At 74.0% G+C, this 18865-nt stretch carries 14 protein-coding genes and 1 pseudogene; 9 read left to right on the top strand and 6 right to left on the bottom strand.

Features of this window, described 5'->3' with window-relative positions; translation table 11 throughout:
- Positions 1 to 7 precede the first annotated feature (7 nt).
- The 3 genes from pntB to B8281_RS02335 all read right to left on the bottom strand — a co-directional run bounded on the left by pntB (position 8) and on the right by B8281_RS02335 (position 5990).
- On the bottom strand, positions 8 to 1417 hold the full coding sequence (gene pntB, locus B8281_RS02345) for a Re/Si-specific NAD(P)(+) transhydrogenase subunit beta (protein ID WP_085386790.1): 1410 nt from the start codon (positions 1415 to 1417) through the stop codon (positions 8 to 10).
- Positions 1414 to 3012: a Re/Si-specific NAD(P)(+) transhydrogenase subunit alpha gene (locus tag B8281_RS02340; protein ID WP_198163121.1), complete on the bottom strand. Its 1599-nt coding sequence runs from the start codon at positions 3010 to 3012 to the stop codon at positions 1414 to 1416. Before B8281_RS02340 ends, pntB begins: the two co-directional genes overlap by 4 nt.
- Before the next feature lie 173 nt (positions 3013 to 3185).
- A complete protein-coding gene (locus B8281_RS02335) occupies positions 3186 to 5990 on the bottom strand; it encodes a lysylphosphatidylglycerol synthase domain-containing protein (RefSeq protein WP_085386788.1) in 2805 nt (934 codons plus the stop codon).
- A gap of 171 nt (positions 5991 to 6161) precedes the next feature.
- On the opposite strand from B8281_RS02335, the gene B8281_RS20005 reads away from it, so the two are divergent.
- The 5 genes and pseudogenes from B8281_RS20005 to B8281_RS02310 all read left to right on the top strand — a co-directional run bounded on the left by B8281_RS20005 (position 6162) and on the right by B8281_RS02310 (position 13263).
- Positions 6162 to 7091 carry an HdeD family acid-resistance protein gene (locus tag B8281_RS20005; protein ID WP_137279910.1) on the top strand — a complete coding sequence of 310 codons (930 nt, stop codon included), beginning with the start codon at positions 6162 to 6164 and terminating at the stop codon, positions 7089 to 7091.
- Positions 7092 to 7385: 294 nt separating this feature from the next.
- On the top strand, positions 7386 to 9032 hold the full coding sequence (locus B8281_RS02325; RefSeq protein WP_085386786.1) for an ABC transporter substrate-binding protein: 1647 nt from the start codon (positions 7386 to 7388) through the stop codon (positions 9030 to 9032).
- A gap of 115 nt (positions 9033 to 9147) precedes the next feature.
- Complete coding sequence (locus B8281_RS02320) at positions 9148 to 10269, top strand: ABC transporter permease (protein WP_085386785.1); 1122 nt, start codon at positions 9148 to 9150, stop codon at positions 10267 to 10269.
- Positions 10270 to 10414: 145 nt separating this feature from the next.
- Positions 10415 to 11270, top strand: a pseudogene (locus B8281_RS02315) (ABC transporter permease); the annotation flags it as partial.
- A gap of 262 nt (positions 11271 to 11532) precedes the next feature.
- Complete coding sequence (locus B8281_RS02310) at positions 11533 to 13263, top strand: ABC transporter ATP-binding protein (RefSeq protein WP_051028173.1); 1731 nt, start codon at positions 11533 to 11535, stop codon at positions 13261 to 13263.
- A 173-nt stretch (positions 13264 to 13436) separates the two neighbouring features.
- On the opposite strand, the gene B8281_RS02305 is transcribed toward B8281_RS02310, so the two are convergent.
- From B8281_RS02305 to B8281_RS02295, 3 genes are all read right to left on the bottom strand, one after another.
- Positions 13437 to 14297: a CPBP family intramembrane glutamic endopeptidase gene (locus B8281_RS02305; protein WP_369824961.1), complete on the bottom strand. Its 861-nt coding sequence runs from the start codon at positions 14295 to 14297 to the stop codon at positions 13437 to 13439.
- A gap of 162 nt (positions 14298 to 14459) precedes the next feature.
- Complete coding sequence (locus B8281_RS02300; protein ID WP_085386784.1) at positions 14460 to 14861, bottom strand: hypothetical protein; 402 nt, start codon at positions 14859 to 14861, stop codon at positions 14460 to 14462.
- Positions 14858 to 15826 (bottom strand): SPFH domain-containing protein, encoded by a 969-nt coding sequence (locus tag B8281_RS02295; RefSeq protein WP_021482834.1) that lies wholly within the window; start codon positions 15824 to 15826, stop codon positions 14858 to 14860. The genes B8281_RS02300 and B8281_RS02295 overlap by 4 nt, the downstream gene beginning before the upstream one ends.
- Before the next feature lie 181 nt (positions 15827 to 16007).
- Between B8281_RS02295 and B8281_RS02290 the strand changes: the two genes are divergently transcribed.
- Genes B8281_RS02290 through B8281_RS02275 form a run of 4 tightly spaced genes read left to right on the top strand, consistent with a single transcriptional unit; the run spans position 16008 to position 18853 of the window.
- A complete protein-coding gene (locus B8281_RS02290; protein WP_085386783.1) occupies positions 16008 to 16778 on the top strand; it encodes a hypothetical protein in 771 nt (256 codons plus the stop codon).
- Positions 16771 to 17076 (top strand): transcriptional regulator, encoded by a 306-nt coding sequence (locus B8281_RS02285; RefSeq protein ID WP_021482836.1) that lies wholly within the window; start codon positions 16771 to 16773, stop codon positions 17074 to 17076. Before B8281_RS02290 ends, B8281_RS02285 begins: the two co-directional genes overlap by 8 nt.
- Positions 17073 to 18065 carry an ABC transporter ATP-binding protein gene (locus B8281_RS02280; protein WP_085386782.1) on the top strand — a complete coding sequence of 331 codons (993 nt, stop codon included), beginning with the start codon at positions 17073 to 17075 and terminating at the stop codon, positions 18063 to 18065. Before B8281_RS02285 ends, B8281_RS02280 begins: the two co-directional genes overlap by 4 nt.
- Positions 18062 to 18853 carry an ABC transporter permease gene (locus tag B8281_RS02275; protein ID WP_085386781.1) on the top strand — a complete coding sequence of 264 codons (792 nt, stop codon included), beginning with the start codon at positions 18062 to 18064 and terminating at the stop codon, positions 18851 to 18853. The genes B8281_RS02280 and B8281_RS02275 overlap by 4 nt, the downstream gene beginning before the upstream one ends.
- Positions 18854 to 18865 lie beyond the last annotated feature (12 nt).

The raw sequence follows: 18865 nt of genomic DNA, 5'->3' as shown, positions 1-18865 counted from the left end.
CGGCCCCTCAGCCCGCGCGGAGCGCCGCCACGATGTCCTCGACCCGCTGCTTGGCGTCCCCGAAGAGCATCCCGGTGTTCTCGCGGAAGAACAGCGGGTTCTGCACCCCGGCGTAGCCGGCCGCCATGGACCGCTTGAAGACGACGACCTGCTCCGCCTCCCACACGTGCAGCACGGGCATGCCCGCGATGGGCGAGCCGGGGTCGTCGAGCGCGGCCGGGTTCACGGTGTCGTTCGCCCCGATGACGAGCACGACGTCCGTCCCGGCCAGGTCGTCGTTGATCTCGTCCATCTCGAGCACGATGTCGTACGGGACGCGCGCCTCCGCGAGCAGCACGTTCATGTGCCCGGGGAGCCGGCCCGCGACGGGGTGGACGCCGAAGCGGACCTGGGCGCCGCCGTCGCGCAGGAGCTGCACGAGGTCCGCGACGGGGTACTGCGCCTTGGCGACCGCCATGCCGTAGCCCGGGGTGATGACGACGCTCCGCGCGTCGCGCAGGAGGGCCGCGACGTCGTCGGCGCTCACCTCGCGGTGCTCGCCCTGCGGGCCCTCGCCACCCGCGGGGGCCGCGCCCTCCTCGGCCCCGAAGCCGCCGAGGATGACGGACACGAACGACCGGTTCATGGCCCGGCACATGATGTAGCTGAGGATCGCACCGGAGGACCCGACGAGCGCGCCCGTGACGATGAGCAGGTCGTTGCCGAGCATGAAGCCCGCCGCGGCGGCGGCCCAGCCGGAGTACGAGTTGAGCATCGAGACGACGACGGGCATGTCGCCGCCCCCGATCGACGCGACGAGGTGCCAGCCCAGCGCGAGCGACACGACGGTGAGCAGGAGCAGCGGCCACACCGACGGCGCGACGACGAACCACGCGACGAGCCCGAGGCTCGCCACGAGCGCCCCGAGGTTGAGCAGGTTCCGGCCGGGGAGCTGGAGCGGCGCCGACCGCGTGCGACCGGACAGCTTGAGGAACGCGACGACGGAGCCGGTGAACGTCACGGCGCCCACGAGCACGCCGAGCGAGACCTCGACGAGGTGCGCGACGTCGTCGTGCCCCGCGGCCTGCGCGGTGAGGTACGAGTTGAAGCCGACGAGCACGGCCGCGGCCCCGACGAAGCTGTGCAGGATCGCGATGAGCTCGGGCATCTGCGTCATCTCGACGCGACGGGCCCGCCACGTCCCGACGGCGGCGCCCACGAGGAGCACGACCGCGACGAGCAGCGCGGTGACGAGGACGGGGCGGGCGCTCGTGCCGAGCGCGAGGACGATCGTCGCGGCGAGCGCGAGGACCATGCCGACCATGCCGAGGACGTTGCCGCGGCGCGCGGACTCCTGCTTCGACAGGCCCGCGAGGCTCAGCACGAACAGGACGGCCGCGAGGACGTAGACGGCCTGGGCGACGGACGTGGCGGTCATCGAGCCACCTCCTGCGCGCGGGCGGGGACGTCCTTGCGGAACATGCCGATCATGCGGTTCGCGACGAGGAAGCCACCGAACACGTTGATGCTCGCGAGCGTCGCCGCGACGAGCGCGAGCGTCGTGACGACCCAGTCGTCGGAGCCGAGCTGCAGGAGCGCGCCGACGAGGATGATGCCGGAGATCGCGTTCGTCTGGGCCATGAGCGGCGTGTGCAGGGAGTGCGTGACGTTCGAGATGACGTAGTACCCGACGATCACCGCGAGCGTGAACACCGTGACGTGCCCGACGAGCGACGGCGGCGCGAACGACAGCGCGAGCGTGACGAGCACCGCGGCGAGCGCGGCGCCGACGGTCCGACGGCGGCGGCGCAGGCTCGCGGCCGCGGCGGCCTCCGCGGCGGCGCGCTCGCGGTCCGCGGCCTCCTGTACGGGGTCCGGCGGTGGTGGTGCGGCGGGGGACGGCGCGGCGCTCACCGCGACGGGTGGCGGCGGCCAGAGGACCTCGCCGGCGCGCGCGACGGTCATGCCGCGCTGGACCGGGTCGTCGAGGTCGAGCACGGGCACGCCGTCCTTGCCGGGCGTGAGCAGCTCGAGCAGGTGCACGACGTTCGTCCCCAGCAGCTGCGACGTGTGCTGCGGGAGCCGGCCCGCGAGGTCGGTCCAGCCGACGACCACGACACCGTTCTCGGTGACGACGCGCTCGCCCGGCACGGTGAGCGCGCAGTTGCCGCCGCCCGAGGCCGCGAGGTCGACGACGACGCTCCCGGGCCGCATCCCGGCGATCGCCTCGGCCGTGAGGGTGCGCGGCGCCCGGCCGCGCACGAGCGCCGTCGTGACGACGACGTCCGCGTCGGCCGCCTCGCGCGCGTAGACGGCGAGGGCCGCCGCCTCCTGCTCGGGCGTGAGCGGCTTCGCGTACCCGTCGGCCGACATGCCCTGCTGCGCCGCGGGCTCGCGCACGGCGGTACCGCCCATGGACTCGATCTGCTCGGCCGCCTCCGAGCGGACGTCGAACGCGCGCACCTGCGCGCCGAGGCTCGCGGCCGCGCCCACCGCGGCGAGGCCCGCGACGCCGCCGCCGATGACGAAGACCTTCGCGGGCGGCGTCTTGCCCGCGGCGGTGACCTGCCCGGCGAACATGCCGCCGTACTCGGCCGCGGCCTCGACGACGGCGCGGTAGCCCGCGACGTTCGACAGCGTGCTCAGGACGTCGAGGGCCTGGGCACGCGAGATGCGGGGCACGGCGTCGAGCGCGAGCGCGGTCACGCCGTGGTCGGCGAGGCGCCGCACGAGGTCGGGGTCGTTCGCGGGGCCGAGCATCGCGACGAGGGTCGCGCCCGGGCGCAGGAGCGCCACCTGCGCGTCGATGGGCGCGTTCACGGCGGTGACGACGTCGGCCCCCCACGCCGTCGCGGCGTCGACCACCGCGGCGCCCGCGGCCTCGTACGCGGCGTCGGAGAACGTGGCCCCCGCGCCCGCGTCGTGCTCGACGACCACCTCGTACCCGAGCGCCCGCAGGCGCTCGACCGTGCGCGGGGTCGCGGCGACCAGCCGCTCCCCGTCCCTCACCTCGCGGGGGACACCGATCCTCACGTGCGGGCTCCTCACCTCGTCGAGCATCGTGAGCGCCCGCGCGACCGGTGGGGACGGCGGGTGCGCGGCGAGCCTATCGGGGGCCGCCCGCGCCGTCCCGGGTCGAACGTCCCCGGGGCCGCGGCGTCCGCCCGCGCGGTGCGCGGACCGCCTCGGGGGCCGGCGGTGGCGCGCTAGAGGTCGCCCTTCTTCTGCAGGAAGCGCATGGCGAACCAGCCGATGGGGATGCGCGCCCAGTACGTCGCGACGCGGAAGAGGAGGGTGGCCGACGTGGCGAGCGCGACCGGGACGCCGGCCGCGGTGAGCCCCGCGGTCAGCGCGAGCTCGATGGTGCCCAGGCCGCCCGGCGTCGGGACGGCCGCGCCGGCCGCGTTGCCGACCAGGTAGATCACGGCGACGTCGACGAGGTCGAGCTCCTGCCCGAACGCCGCGAGCGCGGCGTCGAAGGCCAGCACGTAGCCGAGCGTCATGACGATGTTCCCCGCGAGGCCGACGGCGAGGCGCCCCGGCTGGCCGAGCATCTCCGAGAGCCGCGGCCACACCTGCTGGACGGTCGGCCGGAGCTTGGCGAGCGCCCACGTCCGCACCGCGGGCACGAGGAGCGTCGCGAGCACGGCGAGCGCGACGCCGCCGATGGCGAGCAGCACGGTCGTCGAGGGGAGCTGGACCAGGCCGCCCTCGCCGGTGAAGACGGACAGCACCACGAGGATGAGGATCGTCACGACGAACTGCGACACCTGCACGAGCGCGACGGTGGCGACGGCCATCGGCGTCGAGATGCCGCGCTTCGTGAGCAGCCGGAGGTTGAGCGCCGCCGGGCCGATCCCCGCGGGCGCGGCGAGCGCGACGTAGGAGCCGGCCGCCTGGGTCAGGTTGACGCGCCAGAACGGCAGGCGCTTCGGCGAGAACGCCGTGAGCGTCAGCGCGGCGCCGACCCACGTGAGGATGCCGAGGACGAACGACAGGACGGCCCACCACGGGTTCGCCTCGGTGACGGCCTCGGCGATCTGCTCGAAGTTGAACGACGTGACGAGCGCGGTCACCGCGGCGATCACGAGCGCGATCGTCAGCACCGTGCGGGCGCCGAACCGCGTGATCCGCTGCGGCTCGACGTCCGCCTCGGGCAGCCGCTCCACGAGCGCGGCGCGCAGCTCCTTGAGCAGCTCCTTGTCCTGCCGGATCTCCTCGCGCGTGCTCGGCGGCAGGGCGACCGACTGGAGCAGCGGGCCGATGGCGGCGATGTCGTCGTCGGGCAGCACGCTCACCGCGGACTCGACGGCGCGCTGCGCCCCGACGCGCAGCGCGAGCAGCGCGACCATCTGGGCGAGGTCCATGCGGCGCGCGAGCTCGGACGACGCGATGTCGCCCTGCTCCCACCCGGTGAGCCACAGCTCCGGGGCGCCCGTCGCCGGGTCGTGCGAGACGAGCACGACGTCGGAGGTCAGGGCGCGGTGCGCGATCCCGGCGGAGTGCGCGAGGCGGAGCTGGCGCCACGCCTCGTTGAGCACCGAGCCGGTGACGTCCTCGACGGGCAGGTCGCGCAGCGACACGGCACCCGTCGCGTGCTCCTGGACCAGCACCATCGAGTCGGCGGACTCGGCGACGCCCAGGAGCCGCGGCGTGCGGACGCCGGCCGCCCGTGCCGCGTAGGACAGGAGGGCCGTGCGCTCCGCGGCGGCGCGCAGCGAGATCGCGGCGCGGCCCTCGCTGCCGCGCAGGCGCAGCGACCGCCAGAAGCGGGTGAGGAAGCCGACGACCTGGCGGTCGCCGTCGAGCACGACGACGTCGCGGCGCACGTCGTCCTCCGCGAGCATCGCGTAGACGCGGTTGTCGCCCGCGCGCGTCAGCGCGATCGCGGCCGGGTCGGACGGGGCGTCCTGCGGCTCGGGGGCGGCGTCCGTGCCTTGCGGGGCCTCGCTCTCGTCGGGGTGCGCGGCCCCGAGGTGGTGCGCCGCGAGGGCCGCGTCGGCGGTGAGGACGGTCCCGCCGTCGTCGCCCGCGCCCGGCGCGCGCAGCACGCCCACGTGCACCTCGGCCGTGATGCGGCCCTCGGCGTCGACCTCCGTGATGGGGTCGTCCGCCGCCTCGGCGAGCTCGTCGTCGTCGGTGACGTCGCGCACGCGGACGAGCGCCACGGGGGCGAACCCCGCGCGTCGGACCCCGGCCACGAGGTCGGGCCCGTAGGCGCGCTCGCTGCGGACGCCGGAGACGTACCGCACGGCCAGCCCGGCGATGCGCCCGAGCAGCAGCGTGATGATGATGCCCGGCAGCGAGACCTGGCCGGTGATGAGCACGACGCCGATCGCGACGAACAGCAGGTTCCACGACCACTTGACGGTGCGTCGTCGGGTGCGCGTGCCCGCGGCCGTGAGGAGGCCGGCGATCGCGGCGACGTACAGGTAGTCGGGGATGGTGAGCTGCCACGACCCGTCGATGAACGCGGAGAGCCCGCGGATCAGGTCGTCGGAGCCCCACGTGCGCAGCGCGAGCACGACCAGCACCCCGAGGAGCAGGCCGAGCGCGGCGGCGACGATGGACTCGACGACCTGCCGCCCCAACCGGCGCAGACCGAGCTCGACCAGCACCGCGAGCGGCACGAAGAGCGTGATGAGCCCTTCGAGCACGGTGACCGGGAGGAAGAGCACGCGGGCGAGCACGTCCGAGAAGTTCTGCACGTCCTCCGCGACGCCCTCGGTCGTGCCGTGCGCGTACACCGACATGAGCATGACGACCGCGACACCCACCGCGCACAGCACGAGGTTGACGAAGTCGATCGGGTGCCGGACCCGCTGCTCGGCGGTGTCGACGACCCGGACCGTGCCGTCGTCGTCGCGGCCGCGCGGGGCGAGCAGCGCCTCGAGCGCGCCGGTCTGGGGACGGGCGTCACGCCGGCCCGACGCGGCGAGCGACCCGACCTCGACGACCGCGCCCCCGTGGGGCGTGTCGCCCGTCGTCGGCTCGGGCGCGGGGGAGGACATGCCTGCGAGTCTAGGTCCGGGGGTCCCGGCAGGCGCGGTATTTGGCCGATTCCTCCGGGTGATTCGCCCGGTTCGACCGCTTGTCCGATGCCCGTGGGGGGTTGTTCGACGGGCGGGTGTGAGGAAGGCCTCTCTAGCATGGGGGGGGCACGCACTCCCGGGGAGGTCGGCATGGCACGTGGCACGACGACGCAGCGCGACGAGGCCGGAGGCGCCGCACCCGCGACGCCGGACGAGAGCGGGCAGGAGCGCAACCCCTTCCGCCGGGTGTGGTGGCTCCCCGTCGTCCGGGGCACGCTCCTCGTCGTCCTGGGCCTGCTCCTCATGATCGAGCCGCTCGAGCAGCTGGGGACCCTCCGGGTCGTGCTGGGGGCGTTCCTCGTGGCCGACGGCGTGCTGGTCGCCGTCCAGGGGTTCGTGCACCGCAAGCAGGTCGGGTCGGCGTGGTGGCTCGCGCAGGCCGGGGTCAACGTCGTGTTCGGCGTGGTGGTGGCGCTGTGGCCGGACCTCGGCGCGACGGCGCTGTACTACGTCCTCGCCGTCTGGGTGCTCGTCCTCGGCATCACGACGATCGCGGGGGCGGCGGCGCTCGTGCGCAACCGCGACCTCGGCTGGGCGTGGATGCTCGCCGTGGGGATCGTGTCGGTGCTCTTCGGGATCCTCCTCGTCACACGCCCGCTCGACGCGTTCGACGTGCTGCGCCTCGTCACCGTGGTGTTCGCCCTGTACGCGTTCGTGTCAGGGGCGATCCACGTGGTCTCCGGCTTCGCGGTCCGGGCGGTCGCGCGGGAGCTCGCCGACCTCCGCGCACAGGCGGTCGCGGCCGGCGTCGTCGTGACGGGCGGGTCGGTGCTGGGCGCCGCCGCGGTGCACCCGGGCGTCGCCCCGCCGTCGGCCGTGGGCGGGGCGCCCGCCGGAACCTTGGCCGCCGACCCGGCGGCTCCCGCGCCCGACGCGTCCCCGACGAGCGACCTCGCCCCGGCCGACCCCGCGCCGGCCGAGCCCGCCCCGGTGGAGCCCGCCCCGGTCGAGCCTGCCCCGGACGGCCCGGCAGCGGGTGGTCCCGGGGCAGCAGGACCGGAGGACCGCGCGGGCTCCTGAGGGCCGTGCGGCCGTCGTCCGCCAGGGCCGGGCGCCCCGAAAGGGGCGGGACCTTACACCCACGGCGCGACCGCCGTGAGTGTGTCTCACGTCACGACCGTTGCCCGGGGCGCAGGGTTACGACCGGGTAACAACGCTGGCGTTCTGTCCGGGTTTCTGTCGATCCTGACACCTGTGCGACACGGCACTGTGCTAGAAATCACGGCACTCCGCCGACAGGTCGGGGTCCTGGTGCGTGCAAGGTCGCGCCACCGGTGTCTCGCACCCCGAGAAACCCGAGAAAGAGGTAGACACATGACAGCGGTGTCCAGGAAGCGGCTCCTCGCCGCGGCCGCCGGCATCACGGCGGTGACGCTGACCCTGACCGCGTGCGGCGGGGGCTCGAGCGACGGCGAGGGCGACGGTGACGGCGGCGGTTCGGCGAGCGGCTCGCTCGTCATCGGCACCACCGACAAGGTCACGGTGCTCGACCCGGCCGGCTCGTACGACAACGGCTCGTTCGCCGTGATGAACCAGGTCTTCCCGTTCCTCATGAACACCCCGTACGGCAGCCCCGACGTCGAGCCCGACATCGCGGAGTCGGCCGAGTTCACCTCGCCGACCGAGTACACGGTCAAGCTCAAGCCGGGCCTCAAGTGGGCCAACGGCAACGACCTCACGTCGTCCGACGTGAAGTTCTCGTTCGACCGCCAGGTCGCGATCAACGACGAGAACGGGCCGGCGTCGCTGCTCTACAACCTCGACAGCGTCGAGGCGCCCGACGACACGACCGTCGTCTTCCACCTGAAGAGCGAGAACGACCAGCTCTTCCCGCAGATCCTGTCCAGCCCGGCGGGCCCGATCGTCGACGAGGACGTCTTCGCGGCCGACGCGCTCACCTCGGACCAGGACATCGTCGACGGCAAGGCGTTCGCCGGCCAGTACACGATCACGGGCTACAAGTTCAACGAGCTCGTCTCCTACGAGGCGTACGACGGCTACGAGGGCCTCCTCGGCCCGGCGAAGACCGACAAGGTCGCGGTGAAGTACTTCGCCGAGGCGTCGAACATGAAGCTCGAGATCCAGCAGGGCAAGATCGACGTCGCGTGGCGCAGCCTGTCCGCGACGGACATCGAGGACCTGCGCGGCAACGACGACGTCAAGGTCGTGGACGGCCCGGGCGGCGAGATCCGCTACATCACGTTCAACTTCGACACCCAGCCGTTCGGCGCGAAGACGCCGGAGGCCGACCCGGCGAAGGCGCTCGCCGTGCGCCAGGCCGCCGCGTCGCTCATCGACCGCGACGAGCTCTCGGACCAGGTCTACAAGGGCACCTACACCCCGCTGTACTCCTACGTGCCCGCGGGCCTGACCGGCGCCGCCGAGCCGCTCAAGGAGATGTACGGCGACGGCGCGGGCAAGCCCGACGCCGCGAAGGCGCAGCAGCTCCTGGCCGACGCGGGCGTCGAGACGCCCGTGACGCTCAACCTGCAGTACTCGAACGACCACTACGGCCCGTCGTCGGCCGACGAGTACGCGCTCATCAAGGACCAGCTCGAGAAGGACGGCCTCTTCACGGTCAACCTGCAGACCACCGAGTGGGTCACGTACGCCAAGGAGCGCACGTCCGACGTCTACCCGGCGTACCAGCTCGGCTGGTTCCCGGACTACTCCGACGCGGACAACTACCTCACGCCGTTCTTCCTCACGGAGAACTTCCTGGTGAACCACTACGCCAACCAGGAGGTCAACGACCTCATCCTCCAGCAGGCGGCGACGCCCGACGCCGACGAGCGCACCGCGCTCATCGAGGAGATCCAGAGCAAGGTCGCGGCGGACCTGTCCACGCTCCCGTACCTCCAGGGCGCGCAGGTCGCGGTCGTCGGGACGGACGTGGAGGGGGCCGAGGACACGCTGGACCCGTCCTTCAAGTTCCGCTACGCGGCGCTGTCCAAGGGCTGACCGGCAGCTGCCCCAGCCGCCCGGCCCTCCCCGCGCGACCCGCGGGGAGGGCCGGGCACCGCTCGTCCGGACCGGCGACCACGCCGACGCCCCGGGCACCTGAGGAAGAGACGACATGACGACCACCACCACCGACGTGCCCGTCGGCGAGGACGCGCCCCGCGGCCCCGGCCGCGCGGGGCGGGTGCGCACCCCGCGCACGACCCGCCGCCGCGGCGGCGGGCTCGGGAGCTACATCCTGGTCCGCGCGCTGCTCATCATCCCGACGGTCTTCATCCTCGTGACCACGGTCTTCGTGGTCATGCGGGCCACGGGCGACCCGATCACCGCGGCGCTCGGCGGCCGGCTCACGCCGGACCAGCTCGCCGAGCGCATCCACGAGGCCGGGTACGACCGCCCGGTGGTCGTGCAGTACCTCGAGTACCTCGGCGGCATCGTGCGCGGCGACTTCGGCACGACGATCAGCGACAACCGCCCGGTCACCGAGGTGCTCGCGACGTACGGCACCGCGACGCTCGAGCTCGCGGTCTACGCTCTGCTCGTCGCATTCGTCGTCGGCATCCCGCTGGGCATGCTCGCGGGCTACCTGCGCGACCGCGTGCCCGACGCGATCCTGCGCGTCTCCGCGATCCTCGCCTACGCGACGCCCGTGTTCTTCGCCGGCCTCATGCTCAAGCTCGTCTTCTCGGTGTGGCTCGGCTGGCTGCCCGTGTCCGGGCGCGCGTCCACCGACGCGGAGATCGAGCTGCAGTTCCTCGACGACCCGACCGGCTTCTACCTGATCGACGCGATCCGGACGGGCGACCCGGCGATCGTCGGTGACGTGCTCCAGCACGCCGTCCTCCCGGCGCTCGCGCTCGGGCTGCTCACGGCGGGCGTGTTCCTGCGGCTCGTGCGCACCAACGTCATCGGGACGCTCTCGACCGACTACGTGGTCGCGGCGCGGTCGCGCGGCGTGCGCGAGTCCCGGCTCGTGCGCGCGCACGCGTGGCGCCCCGCGCTCATCCCCATCATCACCGTCATCGGGCTCCAGGTCGCGATGCTCCTCGCGGGCGCCGTGCTCACCGAGACGACGTTCGAGTGGAAGGGGCTCGGCTTCCAGCTCGCCGAGTACCTCCAGGCGCGCGACTTCGTCGCCGTGCAGGGGATCGTCGTGCTGATGGCCGTGATCGTCGCGGTCACGAACTTCCTCGTCGACATCATCGCGGCGCTCATCGACCCGAGGGTGAGGTACTGACATGGTCGCGGAGACCGTCGTCCCGGCCGGTCCGGGCACCGGGGGCCCCGTCCCCGTCGTCGTCCCCGAGCGCGGGCGCGTCGCGTGGTGGAAGCGCCTGCCCGTCGTCCACCAGCTCCGGCAGAGCGTCGGGCTGCAGCGCGGCATGCTCGTCACGGGCCTCGTCATCACGGGCCTCTTCCTGCTCACCGCCGCCCTCGCGCCCGTGCTCGCCCCCTACGGGTACAGCCAGCTCCGCACCGCGGACGGGCCGTTCGGCGCGCAGCAGCCGCCGTCCGCCGAGCACCTGCTCGGCACGACCGTCGGCGGCTACGACGTCCTGTCGCGCGTCATCTGGGGCGCGCAGACGGCGCTCCTCGTCATCGTCGTGGCGATCCTCGCCTCGATCGTCGTCGGGGTGCTGCTCGGGCTCGTCTCCGGGTACTTCGGCGGCTGGGCCGACCGCCTGCTCGTCGTGGTGTGCGACGCGATCTACGCGTTCCCGTCCCTGCTCCTCGCGATCCTCATGGCGATCGTCATCTCCGGCGGCCAGTCGAGCATGTGGGGCGGCATCCTCGCCGCGGCCTTCTCGATCACCGTGGTGTTCGTGCCGCAGTACTTCCGTGTCACGCGCGCGGAGGTCGTGCGGATCAAGGGCGAGGCGTTCGTCGACTCGGCGCGCGTGCTCGGCACGCCGCACCGGCGCATCATGGTGCGCCACGTCCTGCGGAACTCGACCCGCACGCTGCCGCTCATCGTCACGCTCAACGCGTCCGAGGCGATCCTCACGCTCGCCGGGCTCGGGTTCCTCGGGTTCGGCATCGAGCCGACCGCGGCCGCCGAGTGGGGCTACGACCTCAACAAGGCCGTGTCCGACGTGACGAGCGGCATCTGGTGGACCGCGCTCTTCCCGGGCCTCGCGATCGTGCTCGTGGTGCTCGGCATCACGCTCGTCGGCGAGAGCCTCAACGACCTCGCCGACCCGCGGCTGCGCTCGCGCCGCGCGTCCGCCGAGGTGTCGGGCGACGTCGCGGAGACGTCGGTCGTGCCGGGCGGCACGCTCACCGCCGGTCCCGGCGGCCTCGACGCGATCGAGGGCGCGGGCTCGCGCTCCGACGAGCTCGCCGCCGTCCCCGGGCAGCGCGACCCCGACGCCGTCGGGCTCGACGGGCGGCCCGGCGGCACGGCGGACGACGGCCCTCCGACAGGTCCGGCGGCGGGCCCCGCGGCCGGTCCTGCGCCTGCTCCGGCGGACGCGCCCCACGACGAGACGGAGGACCGGCGATGAGCGCCGTGACCGAGACGACCCGCCGCGAGAGCGGTGACGCCGCACGCCCCGTCGTGACGATCCGCGACCTCGCGGTGTCGTTCGCGACCGACGCCGGGGCCGTGCGCGCCGTCGACGGCGTCGACCTGGAGGTCGCACCCGGGGAGGTGCTGGCCGTCGTCGGCGAGTCCGGGTCCGGCAAGACGGTGACCGCGAAGACGATCCTCGGCCTGCTGCCGTCGACCGCGACGGCGCGCGGCGCCGTCGTGCTGACGAACAAGGCCGGGACGGCCGACCACGACGTCGTGACGCTGGGCGGGGAGCGGCTGCGCCAGGTCCGCGGGACCGACGTCGCGATGGTCTTCCAGGAGCCGTCCGCCGCGCTCAACCCGGTGTACACGGTGGGCTGGCAGATCGTCGAGGGCATCCGCGCGCACACGAAGGTGTCGCGGCGCGAGGCGCGCCGGCGCGCGGTCGACGTGCTGCGGCGCGTCGGCATCCCCGACCCGGAGACGCGCGTCGACCACTACCCGCACCAGTTCTCCGGCGGGCAGAAGCAGCGCATCGTCATCGCCATGGCCCTCGTGCTCGACCCGGGGCTCATCGTCGCGGACGAGCCCACGACCGCGCTCGACGTGACCGTCCAGGCCGAGATCCTCGACCTCCTGCGCCGGTGCCGCGACGAGTTCGGCACGGCCATCGTGCTCATCACGCACAACATGGGCGTCGTCGCGGACCTCGCCGACCGGGTCGCGGTCATGTACCAGGGGAAGGTCGTCGAGCAGGCGCCCGCGCGCGAGCTCTTCGCCGCCCCGCAGGCCGCGTACACGCGCGCGCTGCTCGACTCGGTGCCGCGCGTCGGCGAGGGGACCGCGCGGGCCGAGGCCCGCGCGTCGGCCCGCGACGTCGGATGGGCGGACGCGGAGCCCGTGGTGGCGGCGCAGGGACTGACCGTCACCTACCCGGGCCGCCTGCGCCGTCCCGGCTTCACCGCGGTCGACGACGTCTCGCTCACCATCCGGCCCGGCGAGGTGCTCGGCCTCGTGGGCGAGTCCGGCTCCGGCAAGACGACGTTCGCGCGCGCCGTCGCCGGCCTCACCCGGGTGACGGGCGGGTCGCTGCGCGTGCTCGGCGTCGAGATGAACGGCGTGAGGGAACGCGAGCTGCGCCCCGTGCGGCCGCGCATCGGGTTCGTGTTCCAGGACCCCGCGACGAGCTTCAACCCGCTGCTCACGATCGCGGACTGCGTCGCGGAGCCGCTCGTCGTGCACGGGCGCGCGGAGTCGCCCCAGGCGGCGCGCGGGCGCGTCGACGAGCTCCTGGAGGCGGTGCAGCTCCCGCGGTCGTACGGCGACCGGTTCCCGCACGAGCTCTCCGGCGGGCAGCGCCAGCGCGCGTCGCTCGCCCGGGCCCTCGCGCTCGACCCGGAGCTGCTCGTGGCCGACGAGCCGACGTCGGCGCTCGACGTCTCCGTGCAGGCGCGCGTGCTCGAGCTGTTCGCCGAGCTCCAGCGCGAGCTCGGCTTCGCGAGCCTGTTCGTGTCCCACGACCTCGCCGTCGTGGACCTGCTGTCCGACCGCATCGCGGTGCTCTATCGCGGGCGGCTGGTCGAGGAGGGCACGGGCGCCGAGGTGCTGGGCAGCCCGCGCGAGGAGTACACGCAGCGTCTCCTCGCGTCCCTGCCCGTCCCGGACCCGGTGCTCCAGGCGGAGCGCCGCGAGCAGCTCCGCGCCCTCCGCGGCGCCTGACGCCCCGGCCCGTCGGGGGAGAGCCGTGGCCCGCCGAGGTAGAGCCGTGGTCCCGTGGGGTAGAGCCGCGGTCTGGCGAGGTAGAGCCCTGGTCTGCCGGGGGAGAGCCCTGGTCCATGGAGGAGGCCGGGGCTCTGCTCCGGACGACCTGGGCTCTCCCTCGGCGGGCGGCGTCAGGCGAGGCCCAGGGACTGCTTCCACTCCAGGGGGAGCAGCGCGTACCCGACGAACGCGACGACGTCGAGCAGGGTGTGCGCGATCACGAGCGGCATGACGCGGTGCCGGCCCCAGCGGGACGTGTAGAACCACGAGAACACGACGCCCATGACGACGTTCCCCACGAACGGCCCGAAGCCCTGGTACAGGTGGTAGGACCCGCGCAGGAGCGAGCTCCACACGACGAACTTCACGCGGCCCCAGCCGAGGTCGCGCGTGCGCTCGAACAGGTAGCCGACCGCGATGACCTCCTCGAGCAGGCCGTTCTGCAGCGCGGCGAGGATGAGCACGGGCACCGTCCACCACGCGGCGTTGAGCGCCGACGCCTGCACCTCGACCGTGATGCCGAGGACACGGCCGAGCGCGTAGAACCCCAGGCCGGGGATGCCGATGGCCGCGGCGAGCGCGAACCCCCAGCCGACGTCGCGCAGGGGCCGGGCGCCGTCGAGCCCGATGGCGCGGACGGCGGAGCGGCCGCGCGCGCTGAGCAGGTAGAGCGCGAGCGCGACGGGCAGCAGGGCGAAGAAGATCCCGACGAGCTGGTAGGCGAGGTCGAGGTACGGGCGGGCCGACCGGCTCACGTTGAGGCTCGCGGACTGCTCGCCGAGCGGGGTCCCGGCGGTGAGCCGCGCGACGATGTTGATGATCGCGTAGACCGCCGACTTGCCGAGGCTGAGCCCGAGCACGATCCAGATCTCCGCGCCGATACGACGGCGCGTGGCGCGGTCCGGGCGCGCGGGAGCGCCGTCGGCGGTGCCGGGGACGACGGCGGCCGTCGGGCCGGGCACGGGCGCGGCGGGGGAGCCGGGAGCGGTCAGGTCGGGCACGGTCCGGTTATAGCACCGCTCACCGAAAGCCACCTCGGTGCCTCCTGGACGAAACCTGTCCACCGACCACGGTCGGAGCGCCCCGCGAGCACGCGATCCGGGACCGGATCGAGACGAGAGCGGTCGCGGACCCGGTGCTCGGCGGGTGGGGAGTTATGGGCGAGGTGGGCGGCCCGGGCGGCGGGGTGGGCGGACGTCGCGGGGGAGGCGGCCCGCGTCGTCGAGCGCTCGGCGCAGGAGCATCTCGATCTGCGCGTTGACGCTGCGCAGGTCGTCGCCGGCCCAGCGGGCGAGGGCGTCGTGCACGGCGGGGTCGAGGCGCAGGAGGACCGACTTGCGCTGCGGCCGCTGCGCTCGGCCCGTGCCCGTGGTCGCGTCTGCACCCGCGTCGGGGGCTGTGCCCGTGCCCGACGACGCCTGCTCGCCCGGCGAGGGCGCGTCGCCCTCCGGCGTGGCCTGCTGCCCGTCCGCGGGCACGCCGCGGCCCGACGACGGCTGGTCGCCGTCGTCGGGCGCGTCGCGCTTCTCGGGCGGCGTGGGCCCGACGGGCGTCACTGGTACAGGGACCCCGTGTTGACGACGGGCGTCACGCGGCTGTCGCCGCAGAGCACCACGAGGAGGTTCGAGACCATCGTCGCGCGGCGCTCGTCGTCGAGCGTGACGATGTCCTCGGCCTCGAGGCGGGACAGGGCGTCCTCGACCATGGACACCGCGCCCTCGACGATGCGCGAGCGGGCCGCGATGATCGCCCCGGCCTGCTGGCGCTGGAGCATCGCCTGCGCGATCTCGGGCGCATAGGCGAGGTTGGAGATGCGGGCCTCGATGACCTCGACGCCCGCCACGACGACGCGCTCCGCGACCTCGGCCGCGATCTCGGCCGAGACGACCTCAGTCGCGCCGCGCAGCGACTCCTCGCCGGCCTCGGCGTCGTCGTAGGGGTGGGACATCGCGACGTGGCGCAGCGCGGACTCGGCCTGGACCACGACGAAGTCGTCGTAGTCCTCGACCGCGAACGACGCCTTGGCGGTGTCGGCGACCTGCCAGACGACGATCGCGGCGATGTTGATGGGGTTGCCGTCGGCGTCGTTGACCTTGAGCTCGCTCGTCTCGAAGTTCCGGACGCGCACGGACACGCGGCGGCGGGTGCTGAGCGGCACCGTCGCGACGAGGCCCGTGGTGCGGACGGTGCCGAGGTAGCGGCCGAAGAACTGGACGACGACCGTCTCGCCGGGGTTGATGACGGCGACGCCGGTCGGGACGAGCACGCCCGCGAGGAACGCCAGGACGCCGAGCGTGATGAGCACGGCGGGGTTGCCGGCCTCCGCCGCGGCGGCCACGACGAGCCCCGTGCCGCCGAGGAGCAGGACGATGCTCAGCGCGATGACGGCGGCCGCGCCGCCCGCTCCGAGGGACCAGGCGGGCCGCTCGGTGACGTCGACGCGCGTGCCGTCGTGACCGACGGGGCGGCCGGTCGGTTCGCCGCCGACGGACTCCTGCGGGGGTGCTGCGCTCTCGGTCACGGTGGTCGTCCTCTCCTGCGGCGGGGTCGCGTCGTGTATAGCAAAGTGATATCACATTTCTGAGCTGTGCCGCCATCCGTCCCGCGGGGCCTTGCGCGACGGCGCCCGCGTGTGGGAATCTACAAACAGGTTTGCAGTGCAAAGTAGTTTCCGGAACGACCCGCACCACCGAGAGGCCACCATGACGACCGACCACGGCGACGCCGTCCACGACGGAGCCGTCGGCGAGCCCGACGAGCCGTCCCTCGGCGCCGCCGAGACGCTCCGCCTCATCCGCGAGCAGCAGGAGCGCGCGCGCCAGGCGACCGAGCCCGACTCCCGGCTGCTGTTCCTCGCGTGGGGCGTCGCGTGGCTCGTCGGCTACCTGTGCCTGTGGACGAGCGCAGTCCGGGTCGCGGACGGGACCGCGACGGTCCGCGTCACGAGCGGCGCCGGTCAGGTCATGGGCGCCCAGCCCGAGCCGTGGGCCTTCTGGGTCTTCTTCAGCCTCATCGCGGCCGCCGTCGCGTTCACGATCGTCCACAGCGTCACGCGCACCGCCGGGACGCGCGGCGTGAGCGCCCGCACCGGGGCGATGTACGGGTGGTCGTGGATGCTCGGGTTCGTCTGCTTCGCCCTCGTGCTCGGCGGGCTGGCCCGCGCCGGGGCGTCCGAGGAGGTCATGGCGCTCGCGAGCAACGCGTTCGCGTGCGTCGTCGTCGGCCTCCTCTACCTCGGCGGCGCGGCCGCGTTCGGCGACCGCGGGCTGTTCGTCCTCGGCGTCTGGATTCTCCTCACCGCGGCCGTCGCGACGTTCGCCGGGCTGCCGCTCACCTACCTCGTCATGGCGCTCGCGGGCGGCGGCGGCTTCCTCGTCATGGCCGCGATCGAGCAGGTCGTGCGCGTCCGACGACGGCGCCGCGCGGCCCGCCCCGTGCCCGCCCGGCCGGCGGAGGGTGCGGCCGATGCCTGAGACCGAGCTCGACCCCGTCATCCACGCGCCCGCGCGGCTGCGCGTGGTCGCGACGCTCGCCACCCTCCCGACGGGCGACGAGCTGTCCTTCCCCAAGCTCCAGAAGCTCCTCGACATGACCGCGGGCAACCTCTCGACGCACCTGCGCAAGCTCGAGGACGCCGGCTACGTAACCGTCACCAAGACGCACGAGGGCCGCACGCCCGCCACCTACCTGTCCCTCACCGCCCGCGGTCGCGTCGCCTTCGAGGACTACACGACCGCCCTCGACGCCCTCCTGAAGGGAGCCCGACCATGAGCGACGAGCGCACCGAGCGCGCCCCGCGCACCGGCCCGGTCCGGACCGCCCGAGCCGAGCCCGCGCCGTCGGGCACGGACCGCACCCCGCCCGTGGTCGCCGTCGACCGCGTGACGCGTCGCTTCGGTGCGGTCGTCGCGCTCGACGACGTCTCCCTCACCGTCGGGGGCGGCGAGCTCGTCGGGCTGCTCGGCCCGAACGGCGCCGGGAAGTCGACGCTGCTGTCCCTGGTCAGCGGGCAGCGACGGCCCGACTCCGGGACGGTGCGGCTCCTCGGGGGCGACCCGCGCGACGCCCGCAGCCGCGTCGGCCTCGGCCTCACGCCGCAGGAGACGGGACTGCCCGCGACGCTCAAGGTGCGGGAGGTCGTGGACTTCGTCGGCGGCCACTACCCCGACCCGGTCCCGACGGCGGAGCTGCTCGAGCAGTTCGACCTCACCGAGCTCGCGGGCCGCCAGACGGGCGCGATGTCCGGCGGGCAGAAGCGCCGCCTCGCCGTCGCGCTCTCGCTCGTGGGCCGCCCGCGCGTCGTGCTGCTCGACGAGCCGACGACGGGGCTCGACGTCGGCGCGCGGCAGGCGCTGTGGGACGCGATCCGCGCGTACCACGCCGGCGGCGGGACGGTGCTGCTCACGAGCCACTACCTCGAGGAGGTGCAGGCGCTCGCGCAGCGCGTCGTCGTCATCGACCAGGGCGTCGTGAAGGCCGACGACTCGCTCGACGCGATCCTGCGGCGCGTGTCCCTGCGGCGCGTCGTCGTCGGGTCGGCCGTCGACTTGCGCGACCGGCCGGGCGTCGTGCGGGCCGACCGCCTCGGCGACGGCCGCCAGGAGCTGTACACGCCCGACGCCGACGCGCTCGTGCGCGAGCTCGTCACCTCGGGCGTCGACTTCCACGACCTCGAGATCCGGGGCGCGAGCCTCGAGGAGGCGTTCGAGCAGATGGTCGCGCGCGGCGCGGCCCCGACGACGGAGGCACGGGCCCGATGACCACCACGACCACCACCCCGCGGACGGCGGCGCTGCCCGGGCCGCTGCGCCTCACGTGGCTGCACCTCAAGTACCAGTTCCTCGAGACCGTGCGCGTGCCCGTCGCGGTGCTCGGCAACCTGCTGTTCCCCGCGCTCGCGATGTTCTTCTTCGTCGTGCCGCAGAAGGCCGTGGCCCAGGACCCGGTGGCGGCGACCATGGCCGTCGCGTCGCTCGGTCTGTTCGCGATCTGCTCGGCGAGCCTGTTCACGTACGGGCTCGGCGTCGCGGAGGACCGGCAGCTGCCGTTCGACCCGTTCGTCCGCACGCTGCCCGCGGGGCCCGCGCCGCGCATGGCGGCGCGCGTGCTCAGCGGCGGGATCTTCTCGCTGTTCGGCCTCGTGCCGCTCATCCTCATCGGCTGGCTGTTCACCGACGCGAGCGTCACCGCGACCCAGCTCCTCGCGGGCGTCGGGACGGTGCTGCTCGTGTCCGTGCCGTTCGTGCTGCTCGGCATGGCGATCGGCTACTCGCTGTCGGCGAAGGCGGCGCTCCCGGTCGTGCAGGTGATCCTCTTCCCGCTCGCGTTCGCGGGCGGCCTGTTCCTGCCGCCGTTCCTCTTCCCCGACTGGCTCGACGCGATCTCGAAGGCCACCCCGACCCGCGCGGGCCGCGACCTGCTCGTCCAGGCCCTCACGGGCGAGCCGGCGTACGGCGCGGCGTGGTTCGTGCTCCTGGGCTGGACGGTGCTGTTCGCCGTCCTCGCGGTCGGCGCCTACCGTCGCGACGAGGGCCGCCGCTTCCGCTGACCCTCACTCTGA

It is taken from the genome of Cellulosimicrobium sp. TH-20, from assembly GCF_002105775.1.
Lineage (GTDB): Bacteria > Actinomycetota > Actinomycetes > Actinomycetales > Cellulomonadaceae > Cellulosimicrobium > Cellulosimicrobium funkei.
Note: the sequence above shows the minus strand (reverse complement) of the source record. Positions and strands in the feature narration are given on the sequence as shown.

Excerpts from the sequence above, each read along its gene's own strand:
- B8281_RS02275 (WP_085386781.1), top strand. The coding sequence starts at position 18,062 with ATGACCACCACGACCACCACCCCGCGGACGGCGGCGCTGCCCGGGCCG.
- B8281_RS02290 (WP_085386783.1), top strand. The coding sequence starts at position 16,008 with ATGACGACCGACCACGGCGACGCCGTCCACGACGGAGCCGTCGGCGAG.
- B8281_RS02320 (WP_085386785.1), top strand. The coding sequence starts at position 9,148 with ATGACGACCACCACCACCGACGTGCCCGTCGGCGAGGACGCGCCCCGC.
- B8281_RS02325 (WP_085386786.1), top strand. The coding sequence starts at position 7,386 with ATGACAGCGGTGTCCAGGAAGCGGCTCCTCGCCGCGGCCGCCGGCATC.
- pntB (WP_085386790.1), bottom strand. The coding sequence starts at position 1,417 with ATGACCGCCACGTCCGTCGCCCAGGCCGTCTACGTCCTCGCGGCCGTC.
- B8281_RS02335 (WP_085386788.1), bottom strand. The coding sequence starts at position 5,990 with ATGTCCTCCCCCGCGCCCGAGCCGACGACGGGCGACACGCCCCACGGG.
- B8281_RS02285 (WP_021482836.1), top strand. The coding sequence starts at position 16,771 with ATGCCTGAGACCGAGCTCGACCCCGTCATCCACGCGCCCGCGCGGCTG.
- B8281_RS20005 (WP_137279910.1), top strand. The coding sequence starts at position 6,162 with ATGGCACGTGGCACGACGACGCAGCGCGACGAGGCCGGAGGCGCCGCA.
- B8281_RS02280 (WP_085386782.1), top strand. The coding sequence starts at position 17,073 with ATGAGCGACGAGCGCACCGAGCGCGCCCCGCGCACCGGCCCGGTCCGG.
- B8281_RS02310 (WP_051028173.1), top strand. The coding sequence starts at position 11,533 with ATGAGCGCCGTGACCGAGACGACCCGCCGCGAGAGCGGTGACGCCGCA.